This window comes from Rosistilla carotiformis (genome assembly GCF_007753095.1).
Classification (GTDB): domain Bacteria; phylum Planctomycetota; class Planctomycetia; order Pirellulales; family Pirellulaceae; genus Rosistilla; species Rosistilla carotiformis.
On sequence record NZ_CP036348.1, the window covers coordinates 624,466 to 639,846 of the forward strand.

12 protein-coding genes are annotated in these 15,381 nt (G+C 57.0%); 6 read left to right on the forward strand and 6 right to left on the reverse strand.

Translation table 11 applies throughout. From position 1 onward, the window contains the following. Positions 1-54 precede the first annotated feature (54 nt). The 4 genes from glnD to Poly24_RS02320 all read left to right on the forward strand — a co-directional run bounded on the left by glnD (position 55) and on the right by Poly24_RS02320 (position 4,921). Complete coding sequence (glnD, locus tag Poly24_RS02305) at positions 55-2,670, forward strand: [protein-PII] uridylyltransferase (protein ID WP_231753427.1); 2,616 nt, start codon at positions 55-57, stop codon at positions 2,668-2,670. 222 nt (positions 2,671-2,892) lie between these two features. Further along, positions 2,893-3,648: a hypothetical protein gene (locus Poly24_RS02310; protein WP_145089893.1), complete on the forward strand. Its 756-nt coding sequence runs from the start codon at positions 2,893-2,895 to the stop codon at positions 3,646-3,648. A gap of 301 nt (positions 3,649-3,949) precedes the next feature. Beyond that, entirely contained in the window at positions 3,950-4,498 is a 549-nt protein-coding gene (locus Poly24_RS02315; RefSeq protein ID WP_145089896.1) for a YqgE/AlgH family protein, read from the forward strand. Positions 4,499-4,561: 63 nt separating this feature from the next. Next, positions 4,562-4,921, forward strand: a complete 360-nt coding sequence (locus Poly24_RS02320) for a cold shock domain-containing protein (RefSeq protein ID WP_231753428.1) — start codon at positions 4,562-4,564, stop codon at positions 4,919-4,921. A gap of 5 nt (positions 4,922-4,926) precedes the next feature. Here the strand turns inward: Poly24_RS02320 and Poly24_RS02325 are convergent, their stop codons facing one another. The 6 genes from Poly24_RS02325 to Poly24_RS02350 all read right to left on the reverse strand — a co-directional run bounded on the left by Poly24_RS02325 (position 4,927) and on the right by Poly24_RS02350 (position 12,475). Next, positions 4,927-5,640: a hypothetical protein gene (locus Poly24_RS02325; protein ID WP_231753429.1), complete on the reverse strand. Its 714-nt coding sequence runs from the start codon at positions 5,638-5,640 to the stop codon at positions 4,927-4,929. A 118-nt stretch (positions 5,641-5,758) separates the two neighbouring features. Further along, positions 5,759-8,440 carry a PQQ-dependent sugar dehydrogenase gene (locus Poly24_RS02330; RefSeq protein ID WP_145089899.1) on the reverse strand — a complete coding sequence of 894 codons (2,682 nt, stop codon included), beginning with the start codon at positions 8,438-8,440 and terminating at the stop codon, positions 5,759-5,761. A gap of 239 nt (positions 8,441-8,679) precedes the next feature. Then, a complete protein-coding gene (locus Poly24_RS02335; protein WP_231753430.1) occupies positions 8,680-9,675 on the reverse strand; it encodes a DUF1559 domain-containing protein in 996 nt (331 codons plus the stop codon). 93 nt (positions 9,676-9,768) lie between these two features. Further along, complete coding sequence (locus Poly24_RS02340; RefSeq protein WP_145089905.1) at positions 9,769-10,143, reverse strand: transthyretin-like family protein; 375 nt, start codon at positions 10,141-10,143, stop codon at positions 9,769-9,771. Between the two features lie 700 nt (positions 10,144-10,843). After that, complete coding sequence (locus Poly24_RS02345) at positions 10,844-11,851, reverse strand: DUF1559 domain-containing protein (protein WP_145089908.1); 1,008 nt, start codon at positions 11,849-11,851, stop codon at positions 10,844-10,846. Positions 11,852-12,001: 150 nt separating this feature from the next. After that, positions 12,002-12,475 (reverse strand): carboxypeptidase-like regulatory domain-containing protein, encoded by a 474-nt coding sequence (locus Poly24_RS02350; RefSeq protein ID WP_145089911.1) that lies wholly within the window; start codon positions 12,473-12,475, stop codon positions 12,002-12,004. A 343-nt stretch (positions 12,476-12,818) separates the two neighbouring features. Here Poly24_RS02350 and Poly24_RS02355 point away from each other — a divergent pair, with 343 nt between their 5' ends. After that, positions 12,819-13,961, forward strand: coding sequence for an FG-GAP repeat domain-containing protein (locus Poly24_RS02355; RefSeq protein WP_197452260.1), 1,143 nt, complete (start codon positions 12,819-12,821; stop codon positions 13,959-13,961). After that, positions 13,958-15,355 carry a tetratricopeptide repeat protein gene (locus Poly24_RS02360; RefSeq protein ID WP_145089917.1) on the forward strand — a complete coding sequence of 466 codons (1,398 nt, stop codon included), beginning with the start codon at positions 13,958-13,960 and terminating at the stop codon, positions 15,353-15,355. Before Poly24_RS02355 ends, Poly24_RS02360 begins: the two co-directional genes overlap by 4 nt. Positions 15,356-15,381 lie beyond the last annotated feature (26 nt).

Sequence of the window (15,381 nt, forward strand, 5' to 3'; positions counted from 1 at the left end):
CAAGCCTTTCCTTGCCGCTAGGTTGATATGGTTGGCACGACACCTGTACGTGAGGTGGTTCAACGCTCGAAGCAATTCCTGCTCGTCGAACGAGAGAAGCTTCGAATTCAACACGATGGTGGATCGCCGGGGCCGCAAGTCTCCGCCGCGCTGTCGCAGCTAGCCGATGAGATCGTCGTCGAGCTTTATCAGCAGTGCCTTCGCGATGCCCAGTTGGAGCATCTGAGCGATCAACTGGTCTTGATCGCTCACGGCAGTTACGGCCGCGGGGTGTTGTCCCCATTTTCCGATATCGACCTGATGTTGCTGCATACCCCGAGGGTGGAAAAGCACATCAATCCGCTGATCAGTCAGCTGTCGCGCGATATCGTCGACGTCGGCTATGTGCTGGGATTTTCGGCGCGCACCGCCGCCGAGGCCTACGCTTGGGCTTGGAAAGAAATCCCTGTCTTTACGTCGCTTTGTGAAGCGCGTTTATTGGACGGCAACCAAGACCATTTTGAACGCTTCTTCCATTCCCTGCGGCAGCGGGCGATGCGTCGCAAGACCCGGTTGACCAACGGAATCATCGCGGCGCGGTTGGAGGAGCGGGAAAAGTGGGGGGAATCGTCCTATCTTTTGCGGCCCAATGTGAAACGTTCGCGAGGCACGTTGCGCGACGTTCAAATGATTCGCTGGTTGGGGTTTGTCAACGCGGGCGAAACCGATATCGAAAAGCTTGTCGATTTGGGAGTCTTCAACGAAGACGACTATCGCCATGTGAAACGGGGCAATTCGTTTCTGTTACGGCTGCGCAACGAACTGCATTTCATGTCGGGCAAACAGAGTCAGGATCTATTGGATCGGCATCTGCAAATTGAGATCGCGGATCGTTGGGGGTATCGCGGCGAAACCGGGATGCTGCCTGTCGAAGAGTTCATGCGGGACTATTTCGAACACACCGGCGAAGTCCGGTACGCCGTGTCGCATTTCCGCGATACCTGCCGCAACCGCTCGGTATTTGGTGCGGCGATCGATCGCACGTTTTCTAAGACCGTCGACGAAGACTTCAAGGTCGGGCCCTATCACATCTGGATCAAGCCACGTTCGCTGGAGCGCGTTGCCAACAGTGTCGCCGACGTGTTGCATCTGATGGATATCGCCAACCAACGCTGTCTGCGGATCCGGCATCAATCGTGGCAAGCGATTCGTACCGCGATGCGTGTGCGGCAGCCCGAATCGCCAACGCTAGAAACGACGCAACACTTTTTATCGTTGATCAGTCAGCCGGGGCGTTTGGCGGACCTGTTGCGCCGGTTGAACGAACTGCGTGTGTTGGAGCAGATCATTCCAGGCATGAAGCATGCCCGGCGGTTGTTGCAATTCAATCAATACCACAAATATACCGTCGATGCGCATTCGATCCGGGCTGTCGAAGCGGCGACGCACTTGATCGACAACGACGATTGGCCGGGGCAGATTTATCGAAGTATCAAAGATAAAACGCGGTTGCATCTGAGTCTGTTGATCCACGATCTGGGGAAAGGGTTTGAGGAGGATCACAGCGACGTTGGCAAGCGAATCGCCGAGGAGACGGCCGATCTGTTGCACATGTCCGAAGACGACCGCGAATTGTTGGGATGGATGGTGCACAAGCACTTGCTGATGGCGCATACCGCATTTCGACACAACTTAAACGACCCCGACATGCTAACGATGTTTGCGTCGGAAGTCGGGTCGCCCCAGCGTCTGGATATGTTGGTGCTGCACACGATCGCCGACTTAACGGCGGTCGGCCCCGATGTTTTAACCGACTGGAAGTTGAGCCTGCTGCGGGAGCTTTACGAAAACACGAAACGCTACTTCCGCACCGGCGAATTGCCCGACGATCCCGACATCTCTGTGCTGGAAACCAAAAATCGATTGTTGACCGCGTTGGAGAAAGCAAACGCATCGCCGGCGATTTTCGAGTGTGTCAAAGGCATGTCGCCATCGATGTTGCGACATCACGATGCCGATGAGCTTTTGGAAGAGCTGATGTTGGCCGACAAGTTGAACAACACCGAGCGCGTTGCGGTCGTGATTCCCCGCTCGATTCCCGACAGCCATGCGTTGGAATACACGGTGATCATTCGCCAGGACGATCGCCCGATCGGCACCTTTTCGCGGATCACCGGGGCGCTCTCGGGAATGGGGTTGGAGATCTTGCGCGCCGACATCGAAACCGTGGGGGATAATCTGGCGTGGGATCGGTTCCTGGTTAACGACCCCGACGCAGTGGAAACGTCCCAGGCGCGGCGGAATGCGGTCTGCAAAGCCATCGTGGAGAATTTAGCTGCCGATGAGATCCCGGTCCCCACGTTCCGGCGACGTTGGAATCGGGCAGCCGTGAAACAGGTCACCGGAGTGCAGCAGTTGCCGACGCGGGTCACTTTTGATAACGAAACCTCCGAGCGTTCAACGATCATTTCGCTGTTCGCCTACGATCGGCCCGGGTTGCTGTTCACGATCGCCAAGGCGTTGGCAAATCTCGGCGTCGTCCTGAATTTTGCCAAGATCTCGACCCATCTCGATCAAGTCGTGGATGTCTTTTATGTCACCGAACTCAACGGCGATAAGCTCGATTCACCCCAGCGGCGACAGATCCTCCGCGAGCATCTACTCGAATCGGTGAAACGTTTGGAACAATAGGCTGGCCGGGTTCATTTGCGGTTCGTTTGCCGTTGCGATCGATTCGCAAGGGGCAATGCGTTTAATCGCTGCAATGTGTCTGACCCGATGTCCATGCCCATTACTCACGCGTTCCCGGGCGTTCCCATTTGTCTGCACGCTGCGATCGGCCGATATCCCATTATGGCTAGGTGTTCACGGGTGTTTAAGGTTAGCGTTTGGGATGGTGTAAGGATGCGGAACATGCATGCGAAGCTTCTGACAATCGGTCTGGTACTTTCAGCGATGCATTTGCCCGCTTGGGGGCAAGGGTATCCTCGACAGTCGTACCGGATGGCGCAATCCCCGGCTGCGGCCCCTCAACCCGCGGCAGGATCAGCGATTCGCGTGATTCAGCCGGCGACAAGCTATCCGCAACCGATCCAACAGGCAGCGCCGCAACTGATGCAGCATCCGGTGCCACCACCGCCGATCCCTCAATCGAATGAAGTCTCGGTGCTGGATCCGCCTGCGGCCGAGGGGGCGATGTCTGTCGACTTCAACCAGATTTTGTCGGACGAAGAAGCCGTTGCGTGCGGATGCAGCGGTCCAGCATGCCCGGCGGCGTGTGTGGAATGCCAAGACGGATGCGACCAGGCATGTTGTATGGCGGCATTCTTCGGCCGTGATCCCTGCGTTCCTCCGCCACCGATTGGCCGCGATCCGCTTGTCGACTGCAGTATCGAAAGCGTCTATCGAGCGGAAAGCCACCACCGAGGACTGTGGGCGACCTACCCTGCGGAGAAGATGCGGGAAAGCTTGCAATTGCGTCGCAGTCGGGTGATGCCAGCACCTCCAGAATGCTACACGGGACCGACCTTGCATCAGCCCCGGGCCGTTTGTTGCCCAGCCGAGCCGGAATGTGTGGAAGCCTGTCCCCAGCCAGACGAATGCTGTTCGACGCCAAACAATACATCTGTTCAGCAGGCCCAGCGGAAAGCTCCAGCGATCCCCCGCTAACCGACGAATTTCCAGCTTTCGATCAAATTATTCAATGCCCGCTGGGGGAGCTTGCCGATAACAAAAGTACCATGGATTGGGAGGGTGGAACGACGGTGCCATCGTTCCAGCGATTGATGGGTCATGGACGGGCAGGGAGGGCCTTTCCATGACCCTCTTTTTTTGCGCTGTCCCCTTCTCTGCCTCTCTTCTCGCAATTGGCCCAATTTTTGCAACAACTGAGCCCTGGCATTTCAAGCACCTGCCCGTTTGACAGGCTTGCCCAGCTTCAAGGCCCAGTTATCTGTATTTTACTGCAAAAATGGAAAATTCAGTCGTTGGAAATTTGTTAGTTGCAGCCCCCGCGTTGGACGGAACTCTGTTTCAACGAAGCGTTTGCTTGCTGCTGCACCAAGATCAAGAGAATGTGATCGGAGTCGTTCTGAACCGACCTCTGTTTGGTGAAGTACGAGTTCCACAGGAGAATTCGCCGGCGCTGTTGATTAAGCAGAGCCTCCATTTCGGGGGGCCACACGTGGGGCCGGTCTTTGCGCTGCACGACTGCGCCGACCTGGCCGAAATGGAAACGGGAGCCGGCCTCTATATGGCTTCCAGCCAAAAGCACATGCAGCGACTGTTGGCAGATGCTAGCTTGTCCTGCCGATTGATCGTGGGGCATGTGCAATGGTCGATCAAAGATCTTCAGTCGCAATTGTCCAGTGAATTGTGGCGGGTGCTTCCGGCGACCCCCGAAGCGGTCTTTGAACCCGATGAACGGATGTGGTCCGACCTGGCTAGGAAATCGGCAACGCTGCATTTAGCGCATTTGGTCGGCGCAAAGCACATTCCGCGGCATCCCGCTTTGAATTAGAATGCGGGATCGGAACCCGCGGCGCTAGTCCGCATCGATTGCTTGATACGTGAGACCTCTACTTTGAACATCCGATACGACGACGAATACATCCAACGCAAGCGAGTTGGCGAAATCCGCAACATCGACCCTGTGAAGAACTTTGGGTTTATCAGCGGCGAGGATTTTCGTGGCGATGTGTTTTTCCACATGTCGGTTTGGGAGAGCGATCGCGATATGTTGCCCGAGATCGGGATGGTCGTCGAATTCGAGATTAACCAGGAGCATCTGCGGGAAAAAGACAATCTGCGCGCCACCGTCGTCCGGCGGACCAACCGTCCTTACACTAAGCAATTGGACCTTAAGGCGGACGATTCTTTGACCGTCAAACATCATCCGAATGCCCGAAAGCGAAAGCCGGCGTGGCGAGGGAAGAAGACTTAAAAGTCTTACATGGTTGCCTGCACCCGGGGCTTCGGTGCGGCGGCAACGCGAGTGCTCCGGGTTTGTTTGTCCCAGTACGCCAACGCCGCGTGCGTTGGCAGGTAGACCAGGGCTGGCAGACCCAGCATCAGGCAACTGAGCCACGCCCATCCGGGCATCCAGGTCTGCGCCGTGTCGGGATCGGGACCATAGACGTAGTTCACGTTGTGCGGTTGGTTGGGGAACGCCAACGGATCGCCCGGCCCGGGTAAGGCAAAGTAGGCGATCAGCATCACCGTCCAGGCGATGATCGTCCATCCGATCAGTGCACGGCGGTCGTATCCCAGTCGCCAGACGAGATACAACAGTAGGATCGGCAGCCAAAAGTGGAAGAACGAGAGTCCGCGGGCTATCAACGAGATCGAATCGTCGAACATGTAGTCGGTCATCCCGATGATCCGGACTCCGGCAAAAGCGGCTAGAAAATCGATCTGCCACATCAGTTGTGGGATCGTGATTCCGACGGCGGCCATCGAGGCATAGATCGGTTTTTCAGTCCAGACCGCAATCGCTGCCAGGAACAACGCGACGTCGCAGAAGTACAGGAAGTTGGTCGGCCCGTACTCTCGCCAGTAATAGACGGTCAGAACCGCTGTAAACGCCGTGTAGGCCAGCTTCAGCGGCCATGGGATCAATGTCCGACTCGGGCTCGTTTCGCCGTGGGGCGGTGTCGTGTTCATCGGGGCGCTCCGCAAAAGGTTTGAACGGGAAGAGTGGTCGCTTGAGCTTTAGAAGAGACCACTCTTCCAGGACCTGTGCGCGCCGAATCGGCAAGGAACCTCACCTCGAGTCGCGCGACTACTCGAGTCGCAGGGAATCGATGTTCATCAGGCCGCCCCGCTGCTCTTCGTTTTTAAAGACGATGAACAGTGAATCGCGGCCGCTGCTCGGATCGATCTCGATCTGTTTCTCTTCATACGCGTCCCAGCTGCCGTTGACCTCGACCATCACGCTGCCCAACAGCGGGCCGTCGACCTTGCCGCGGCGGACTTCGATCGTCCCCCCTGCCCCGGCGCTCGTCACGCGGACGGCGATCGACGTGAGCTCATCGAACGGAATATCGTTGAACTTTAGAAAAGCATCGTGGTTGATCGCGCCGATGAACTTCTTCCCTTGCGCTTTGCCCGACCCGAGCTCGCGCGCCCCGGAGATCTCGTCGGCCGATTCGGCTTGCAAGTTGCGGCTGCGCAAAACGACTTCCGCGGTCCCGATCAATTTAGGAATCTCATCGCGGCCCAAGTCGGTGTAGGTCGCTTCGAGTCGCATCTTGCCGGGCGTCTCGATGGCAACCAATTCGTTGTTGAATCCTTGAGCGGTTGGGGCGGAGGCGTCGGCGGTCGCCGCGTAGACGTATTGGACCATCTGTAGCACTTCGGCTTCGGTGTGTTGCCCGTGCGGCAGCATCCCGATCTTGCCCCACACGCCGGTCGATCCCTGGCGCACGCGAGCTACCGATTTTTCGATCTCGTGCGGCTGGTCGCGATATTTGTTTGCGATCTCGACAAAGCTGGGGCCGACCAGTCGACGGTTCGCTGCGTGGCAATTCAGGCAATCGCTTTTGCGGATCAATGCGAGACCCGGAGGAACGTTTGCCGCGGCCGATTCATCGGCGACGGCGCTCGCTTCAACAAACAGCCGCGTGGGGGCAAGACCTTCGATCAAGTGCCATCCCTCCTCTTCGGCTTCATCAAAATCGCTGGTCCCATCCTCGATGTCGCGTACCTGCAATCGGTAACGAATCGGTTTGCCGGGGCTGAAGAAGTCGCCGTTCTGCGGTTCCAGGAACTTCACTTCCGGTCGCGCGTTCCCCACGATCACGGGCAGCGACATGCTGCTGCTTGCGCCCGATGGATCGGTCACTGTCAATTCGATCGTGTAGACTCCCGGCTCTTCGAAGCTGGCTTCGGCGGTCGCCGCGGTCGCGATCGGCTTCCGTACCGGAGGCGTGACGCCCGAGCGAACCGATGTCCATTGATAGGTTAGGCTGTCGCCATCTTTGTCGTATGAATCGGCGGCTGACAGTTTGACGATCAACGGTTCGCGGCCGACGGTGCTCTCGGCGCTGGCCACCGCCACGGGAGAACGGTTGCCGCGGACGTAATCGATTCGGACCAGTCGCGCGTCGGGATTGACGCCCCAGGTCTCGCCGTATTCGATCACGTACAGCGCTCCCGCCGCGTCGAACTGCAAGTCGATCGGGCGGGCGAATTTCATCTCGGGCAGGAACGGTTCCAACCGCTCGACGTTGGAGTCTTTGTCCATGTGAACGGCCATGATCCAGTGCCGCGACCATTCGAACGCAAACAACGTTCCGTCATAGGCTGCGGGAAACTTGGTGGTCGATTTCGATTGGGCATCGTAGTGATAGACCGGCCCGGCGCAGGCGGTTCGACCACCCGAAGCGACTTCGGGGAACTCCGGCGACGGCGCGGCGGGGTAATAGATCATCGCCGGCTGCGCTGGTGGAAGCTCTCGGTTGCCGGTGTTGTTGACCGATTCGTTGATCGGTTTGCCAGGGTCTTGCGCGGGGTGGATTTCGCCGCTGGCAAAATCGATCATCGGATACGCAAAGTTATTGCCGATGAAGTAAGGCCAGCCGAAGTTGCCGGCCGCCTTGGCTTGATTGACTTCGTCGTAGCCCCGGGGGCCGCGATCGTTGTCGCTGCCGGCATCGGGGCCGACGTCGCCCCAATACAGGTATCCCGTTTTTTGATCGACGCTGATCCGCCACGGATTGCGGCAACCCATCACGTAGATCTCGGGATGTCCGATCGAACCGTCCTTGGGGAACAGGTTGCCGTCGGGGATCGAATAACTGCCATCGGGCTCGGGGCGGATCCGCAGCACTTTGCCGTTGTAGTTCTTCGTGTTTCCCGCAGTCCGTTGTGCGTCCCACGGTCCCCGGTCTTCGCGCTGGTCGATCGGCGCGAAGCCTTGCGAATCCTTGAAGGGATTCGTGTTGTCACCGGTGCCGATGAACAGGTTTCCGTCGGGGCCAAACTCCAGCGATCCAGCGTGGTGGCAGCACTCGCGTCGCTGTTCTTCATACTTGAACATCAACTTCTCGCTCGCCAAATCGATCTGGCCATCGCGGAAATCGAACCGGCTGACATGTTGCCCCGAGAAATCGGGTGGAGAGTACTGCAGGTAGATCCAGCCGTTTTCGGCGAAGTTGGGATCCAACGCCATGCCGATCAAACCATTCTCCTGAGCGGTGGTGACCTCCAGCTTTCCGACGACGGTTGCCTTGCTCGTTAGCGGATCGATCTGCTTGACCAGACCTGCGATTTCGATCAGGAAGATGCTCCCGTCCGGAGCGATTTCCAATTCCATCGGCTGTGTCAGTTCACTGTAGACCGTCGTTCGTTCAAACCGATCGATCTCGACCTCTTCGGCGCACAAGGCACCGGGCCAGGCGATCGCACACCAGACGGCAAGGCATCGAGGGATCCGTGTCACGGACAGATTAGATTTTGACATCGCGCGGGACTCAGGAAGGCGTTGCGGAAAGGAGCATGGAGATATTCTAGTCAAAGTTGGTGTGGATGCACGCGGCCGACAGGAGGGGGCGTTGCGAGGGGCTCAACTTCCACGTTGGCCGCGATCCGGTGCTGTTTCGCAATGCAGACGTTGAGAAACGAAAAAGGGCGTCGCGCCCAACACTCGATGTGTCGTTCGCAACGCCCTGCTGGCTTCAAATTCGCATTCGGACCGTGAGCTTAGTAGGGGCCGATCACATTGCCGTCTTGAGGCGTGTGCAGGTAGCGGTAGATCGTCAGATCGATCGTTTCAGTGATGAACCGAACCGAACCGTCTCCCAGAGTCGCTTGCATCCCGCCTGGATGGCAGCCCTTGGCGGACCAGTCGTCAGCCCAAGAGGCGGTGGTGCGTCCGAGGCCATAGGTTAACGAACCTCCGCCCACGTTGGTGATGTCCAGCAATTGGACGCCAGTATCCCAGCCAACCGAGCTGCCGTTTAGCCGCGGACCGATCCAGATTCCACCCGCCCAGTTGCAGTCGGTGCCGCCGCATTGCAGCGAGCCGACGCGGTCGTTCTTGGTCGTTCGTTCCGAAACAAACATCGTGTTGCTCGTTCCGTCGGTCACGTCGCGAAAGCTACGTTTTGAATTTTCGTAGAACATTCCGTTTTGGGTCGGTTTGTCCGCCCCGCTGCCCGTTCGTTGCACCGCCGAGTGCCCTGCAATTGCCAGGTAGTTCGATTTGCCGTAATTCGATTTGTCCGAATTAATCCCAGACATTGGGTCGGAAGGGCAAACGTAGGCATCGACGACTACCTTTGACGAATCGATGGGGTCGTTGGTCGTGCCATCGCCGTTTTTATCTTGCCACGACCGGCCAAAGCTGCCGGTTTCCGAGCCGATCTGATCGTACAGTGGGGATTGTTCGATGAATGGTAGCAGGCAGGTCGCCCAGCCGAGTCCGTTGTTGTTGTTCGCAGCATCGACAGGCGTGCTTGTGGCGGGGTTGCTGTCCAAACATCCCGAGGGGAAGACCCGGTAAGTGTCGTGATAGTTGTGCATCGCCAAGCCAATCTGTTTCAGATTGTTACCGCATTGCATCCGGCGAGCTGCTTCACGGGCTGCCTGCACCGCGGGTAGCAGTAAGCCGACCAAGATCCCGATGATGGCGATCACCACCAACAATTCGACAAGCGTGAAGCCGCCACGGCTTCGTTGAGGATTGCGTTTTTTCACGATTGAATATCTCCACGAAAAGGAATAAGAAAAACGTGTAGTGTTGCAGGCTGCGTGGGGCGTCATTGCCCGTTGGCAGGAGAGCTGGAATGACTATTTCGAAGTCAGTTCGAGCAGGATGTCATTGGAGCCAGCGGTGACTTCAACAACCAATTCGGTCTTGGAATTGTATTTCGCGGGAATCGGTTCTTTGGCTTGCCCCGATGGGTCGGGGGCGTCGGTCGGCGTCGTTACGCTGACCTTGTGAGATCCAATCAATGCCCCCTGCTTGTCGGTGTGGTAGCTGAGCGAATAGTGTCCCTGTTCGTCGCTGACCCCCATCGAAGCCCGAGCGTTGGGATCGTCTTGCGGCTGGAAAATGATCGAAACGTTCGCCAATGGAGCGCCGTCCATCGTGACGATGCCTTCGACCTGCCCCGTCTCGGGCATCACCAGACCGCTGCTGTCGCCGCAGCCTATCGAAGTCACCGCAAAAGCGAGTGCTGCACATATAGAGATGCGTGTGTAGCTATTGTGGGTAGTTGTTGAGTCGGTGTTTCGCCAGGATCCAGTCACGTTGTAAAAGACCTTCGTGCAGAGATGAGAAGAGAATTTCGATGTGCTCTATAGATTATCACTTCATCTGTCAACTTTTGTAGAGCCTTTCTTGTTAATTATGCGTCGCCACAGGACGCTATGGCATTGTTAGTGGTGTATTTTGCCACTTAGCGAGCGGTGCCGGATTAGGGAAATCGTGTGTGGCTGGATTGCCTAATGTTGAGATTGCCTCCAAAACAATTAATTTGAAGTTTTTTAGTTATCGCCATCGCGATTGCCACTTATGGATGTTTTTTTGTTTCTGTGTGGGTTGGTTTTGTCTCTCGATTGTTGTTTGCAAAGGTCGTGTAGCGATTTCATCGCTTCGCATGGATTCATTTTTTAGGGTCGCTTTGGACGGTGGAGTGGCAGTTTTGACGGAGGCATTCAGTCCTCCAACGCCTCGGATTTGATCGCCTTCGTGCCCGTGAAATGTCCGCTTGGAGATCCGCTTAAGGGGACGGAAGCGACGTTTGGTGTTGCCACAAAAAAATCCAGGCAGCCGATTGGGTGCCTGGATCTGGTAGATGACTCGACGCAGCGCATCGACATGTTTTGTCATCGATGCCGCGCGTCAAAGGTTTGCTTCCGTCTAGAACGGGCCGATTACGTTTCCGTCCTGCGGCGTGTGGAGATTGCGGTAGACGTCGAAGTCGACAGTTTCGGTGATGAATCGGACCGAACCGTCGCCGAGAGTCGCTTGCATTCCGCCGGGGTGACATCCCTTGGCGTTCCAGTCGGCGGCCCAAGTCGCACTGCTGCGTCCGAAGCCGTGGGTCAAGCTGTACCCGGTATCGTAGCCGCCAACGTTGGTGACATCGAACAAATAAACTCCGGTGTGCCACGTTGCGGAACTGGTGACGATACGCGGGCCGATCCACAGGCCACCTCCCCAGTTGCATGGTGCTCCGCCGCACTGCGTCGAGTTGGCGTTGTCGTTTTGGGTCGTTCTCTCGGAGATGAACAATGTGTTGGAGGTACCGTCGATGACGTCCCGGAACTTACGGTTGGAGTTCTCAAAGAACATCCCGTTGCGTTGGCCCAGCGGGGATCCGTTTGCGTCGGTTTGAACCGCATAACGGCCTGCGATTGCCATGTAGTTCGATTTTCCATAACCGCTCTTGTCGGAGTTGAGGCCTGACATCGGATCCGATGGGCAGACGAACGCGTCGATCACAACCTTGGCCGAATCGATGGGGTCGTTTGCCGTGCCGTCGTTGTTTTTATCCTGCCACGATCGCCCAAAGCTGCCCGTTTCGAGGCCGATTTGGTCGTAGAGCGGGGATTGTTCGATGAATGGAAGCAGGAGAGTGCCCCACCCCAGCCCATTGTTATTGCTGAGGGCGTCGGTTGGGGAGTTCGTCTTGCGGTTGCTGTCGATGCATCCTGGTGGGAAAACCCGGTAGGTGTCGTGGTAGTTGTGCAGGGCAAGGCCAAGCTGTTTCATGTTGTTGCTGCATTGCATCCGGCGAGCCGCTTCACGCGCTGCCTGGACGGCTGGCAAGAGCAAGCCGACGAGGATCCCGATGATGGCGATTACCACCAGAAGTTCAACCAAAGTGAAGCCGCGACGGCTTCGTCGCTGTGGAGTCTGTGTCATGATGTAGGTTCCTGAAGTGGAGGACGTAGATGGACCAATGGACGAAGGCGAGAATGCGATCGTCCAGAAAACCCCGAGATGACTGCGGACCGACAGCCGTCGAATCGAATCGACTGGCCACGGTATTCCTGCAATCGCTTGCGGTGGGGGTTATTTCGAAGTGAGTTCGAGCGGAATGTCGTTGGAGCCGGCTTGGACTTCGACGACCAGTTCGCTTTTCGAATTGTATTTTGCCGGGATCGGATCCTCGGCCTGCCCCGAAGGATCGGGAGCATCGGTGGGGGTGGTGACACTGACCTTGTGCGATCCGATCAACGCCCCTTGTTTGTCAGTGTGGTAGCTGAGCGTGTAGTGCCCCTGAGCGTCGGTAACTCCCATCGAAGCACGAGCCTGGGGATCGTCTTGAGGTTGGAAAATGACGGAAACATTTGGCAACGGCTGGCCATCCATCGTGACGATCCCTTCGACCTCGCCGGTCTCTGGCATCACTAAACCGCTGCTGCGGCCACAACCGACCGAAGCGATCAGCAATAGGATCGCCACCAAGAAAGAAGCATGGGTTGCGTTTGAGTTCTTCGAGTCGACGAATCGCCAAGGGGTGGTCACGTTGTAGAATACTTTCATACAAAGGTGGGGAGAGTGTTTTGATCTACTCTATAGATTATCACTTCATGTATCAACTTTTGTAGAGCCATTTTGTATAGTTGCGTGGAATTGCAGGACGGTGATGAGAGCGTTGTGCGCAATGATTTCGCATAACAAATCGTGCAGCGTTTTAAAAACTAGAGCATCGGAAATCTTAATGTTGACGAATTCCCCCAAGCCGCAGATTGTGGTTTTTCTATTATTAATATTTGCGATTCCACTTGTGGCTTTTTCGTCGTTTCTTGACGGGTGGCTTATTCGTCCCTTGCCGGTCGTCTATCAGGGGGGAACCGCTTATTCTGCGTCGAAGGTTCCATTCGAAATGATCTCTTTGGACGCTGCGTCGGAGGGCTTGCCGCAGATTACAAACGTCCAAATTTTGGATTTTGATGGGGATGGAAACGTCGAGGTGCTCGCTTGCGATTCGCTGAAGAATCAGGTGCTGCTGTTCCGCATGCGTGATGGAAAGTGGCAAGAAGAGGTTTTGGTCCGCGACGTCGCCGCCCCCGCCCACGCGACCGCTGTCGATATCGATTCCGATGGCGATCTCGATTTGGTCGTCTCGGTGCTTGGAAACATCCTGCCGGACGACAGTGTGATCGGGCGAGTCGAGTTGTTTGAGTCGACGCCCGAGGGGTATCGGCGGCATGTGATCTTGGACGATGTACGGCGCGTCGCCGATGTCCAGCCGGCCGACTTCGACGGTGATGGCGATATTGATCTCGCGGTGGCTGTCTTTGGGTACTCTCGCGGTTCGATCCTGTGGCTCGAAAATCGCGGTCAATTGAAGTTCCGCGATCACCTGTTGCACACCGCTCCGGGGACGATCCACGTTCCGATCGCCGATTACGATGGCGATGGCGATCCGGACATCGCGGCGATCGTCACGCAGGACGAAGAAGAGTTGTGGGGCTTTGAGAATCTTGGCAATGGTGAATTCAAGAAACGCCGATTGTGGATGACGATCAATCACGATCTCGGCAGCGCGGGGTTGGTGCAAGCCGATCTCGATGGAGATGGCGATCCCGATCTGATCTTGCCTGCGGGGGACAACCTGGAGGATCTCGATGCCTATCCGCAGCCGTATCACGGTTGTTATTGGTTTGAGAACCAAGGCGACTGGACGTTCCAGATCCGTCGCATCGCGGATCTGGGAGGGACCTACGCGGCGGACGTCGGCGATTTTGATTCCGATGGCGATCTCGACGTCGTGTTGGCCAGCATGACAAACAATTGGAATCGAACCGATACGGCGAGTCTTGTTTGGTTGGAAAACGATGGCCAACAGAACTTCACGACCTGGCAGATTGCCAGCGATCCGATCCATCTGGTCACCGTCGCCGCCGGAGATCTCGATGGCGATGGCAGCGACGATATCGTGGCGGGGGCATTAAATCTGCGGAAACCGTTTCAGCGGGTGGGGCGTGTGAGTGCGTGGTTAAATCGCGGGGAGGCAAAGCAATGAAACGTTTGAAGAAGCTTTTGGTCGTTGTCTTGTTGCTCGAGATCGTCCTCTGCGGACTCTACGTGAAACGGCGTTTGTGGCGTCATCATGTCGTGTTGCCGACCGTGACGCTGGACGATCCGCTGCTGGCGACGGAGTTCCAAGAACTCGCCGATCAGGCGGCTGCGGGGGGGAGCGAGGAATGGCAGGCTCTCGGCGAAGGCTTGCTGGGCCAAGGCTTTTACGGCGAGGCGGAGCATGCGTTTCGGGCGGCGGTCGATATCGATCCGGGCAACTACATGGCTCAATTCGCGCTAGCCTTCTGCTTGGACCGAACGGGGCGGATCGCCGAGAGCAGCGAAGCGTATTTAAAGGCATCGGAAATTGAACGCAAGTCGAAGCAATTGATCGGTTCGGTCGAGCACTGTTTGTATCAAGTCGGCAAAAACGAACTGCGCGCCGAGGATGCGGGGGCGGCGATCGATCGCTTTGCCAGCCAAGCCGGTTTTGCTCCCGCCAGTTACCAATACGCCAAACTGCTGGTTCGCGACGGTAAGGTCGATCGCGCTTTGCCGGTGTTGGAGATGCAGCTTGGAAAAACGCCGCTGTCGTTGAAATTCAATGCGCTGCGATTGCAGGCGCTCGAAGCGACAGGCCAGCAGGCGTTGGCAGCCCAAGCGGCCGACGTACTGCAGCGGTCGCGGTACATGATTCCTATCGATATGAGCACCAACTTCGTGACCCCTCTGAACCAGCGGTTGGGGATTGCTCGGAAGCTGCAGGAATACAACGAACTGCTCGCCACAGGCGATATGGATCTGCTGGCGAAGCATTTGCAGACAATGTGGGATTTGGCCGAACCGACGACGCTTCACCAAAAGAGTGCGATCCTGATCAGCATGGCGGAGGTTGCGTTTCAGCGGCGTCGCGCCGAGGAGATCCTGCAAGCCGTCGATCGCTTAAAAGCAATCGGTGTCAGCAGTCCCGACATGCTGCAAATGGAAGGGGCGGCGTATCAAATGAATGGTGACATCGATCGTGCGATTGGGTTGTGGCTGCGGGCCAGCAAGATGTCTCCCAATATTCCGCTGCACCAGATATTGGCCGACGCCTACCAGGAAAAGAACGACGACGCCCGGCGCGATTTTCACCTCGGCCAGGCCGGGTTGTTGGAAGCGAAGCAGGCGTTCTGGAATAACCAATGGGAACCGGCGAAACAGGCGGCCCAGCGGGCGATCGATGCCGATCCGTCGCTCGATCAAGCTTGGTTCTACCTGGCGGAGATCGAACGCGCGCTGGGCAATGCGCAGCCAGCGTTGGAGGCTTACCAAAAGTGTTTGGATCTGAACCCCAATCGCGGTCGCGCATTGGCAGCGGCCGCACGGCTTCGCGACGCCGCCGCTGCCGCGCCGTAGCGGTCCGCTAGCCATCAAATTATTTT

Bases quoted from the DNA above. Each gene is read 5' to 3' on its own strand.
- Poly24_RS02310 (WP_145089893.1), top strand. From the start codon at position 2,893: ATGCATGCGAAGCTTCTGACAATCGGTCTGGTACTTTCAGCGATGCAT.
- Poly24_RS02315 (WP_145089896.1), top strand. From the start codon at position 3,950: ATGGAAAATTCAGTCGTTGGAAATTTGTTAGTTGCAGCCCCCGCGTTG.
- Poly24_RS02325 (WP_231753429.1), bottom strand. From the start codon at position 5,640: ATGAACACGACACCGCCCCACGGCGAAACGAGCCCGAGTCGGACATTG.
- Poly24_RS02330 (WP_145089899.1), bottom strand. From the start codon at position 8,440: ATGTCAAAATCTAATCTGTCCGTGACACGGATCCCTCGATGCCTTGCC.
- Poly24_RS02345 (WP_145089908.1), bottom strand. From the start codon at position 11,851: ATGACACAGACTCCACAGCGACGAAGCCGTCGCGGCTTCACTTTGGTT.
- Poly24_RS02350 (WP_145089911.1), bottom strand. From the start codon at position 12,475: ATGAAAGTATTCTACAACGTGACCACCCCTTGGCGATTCGTCGACTCG.
- Poly24_RS02355 (WP_197452260.1), top strand. From the start codon at position 12,819: ATGATCTCTTTGGACGCTGCGTCGGAGGGCTTGCCGCAGATTACAAAC.
- Poly24_RS02360 (WP_145089917.1), top strand. From the start codon at position 13,958: ATGAAACGTTTGAAGAAGCTTTTGGTCGTTGTCTTGTTGCTCGAGATC.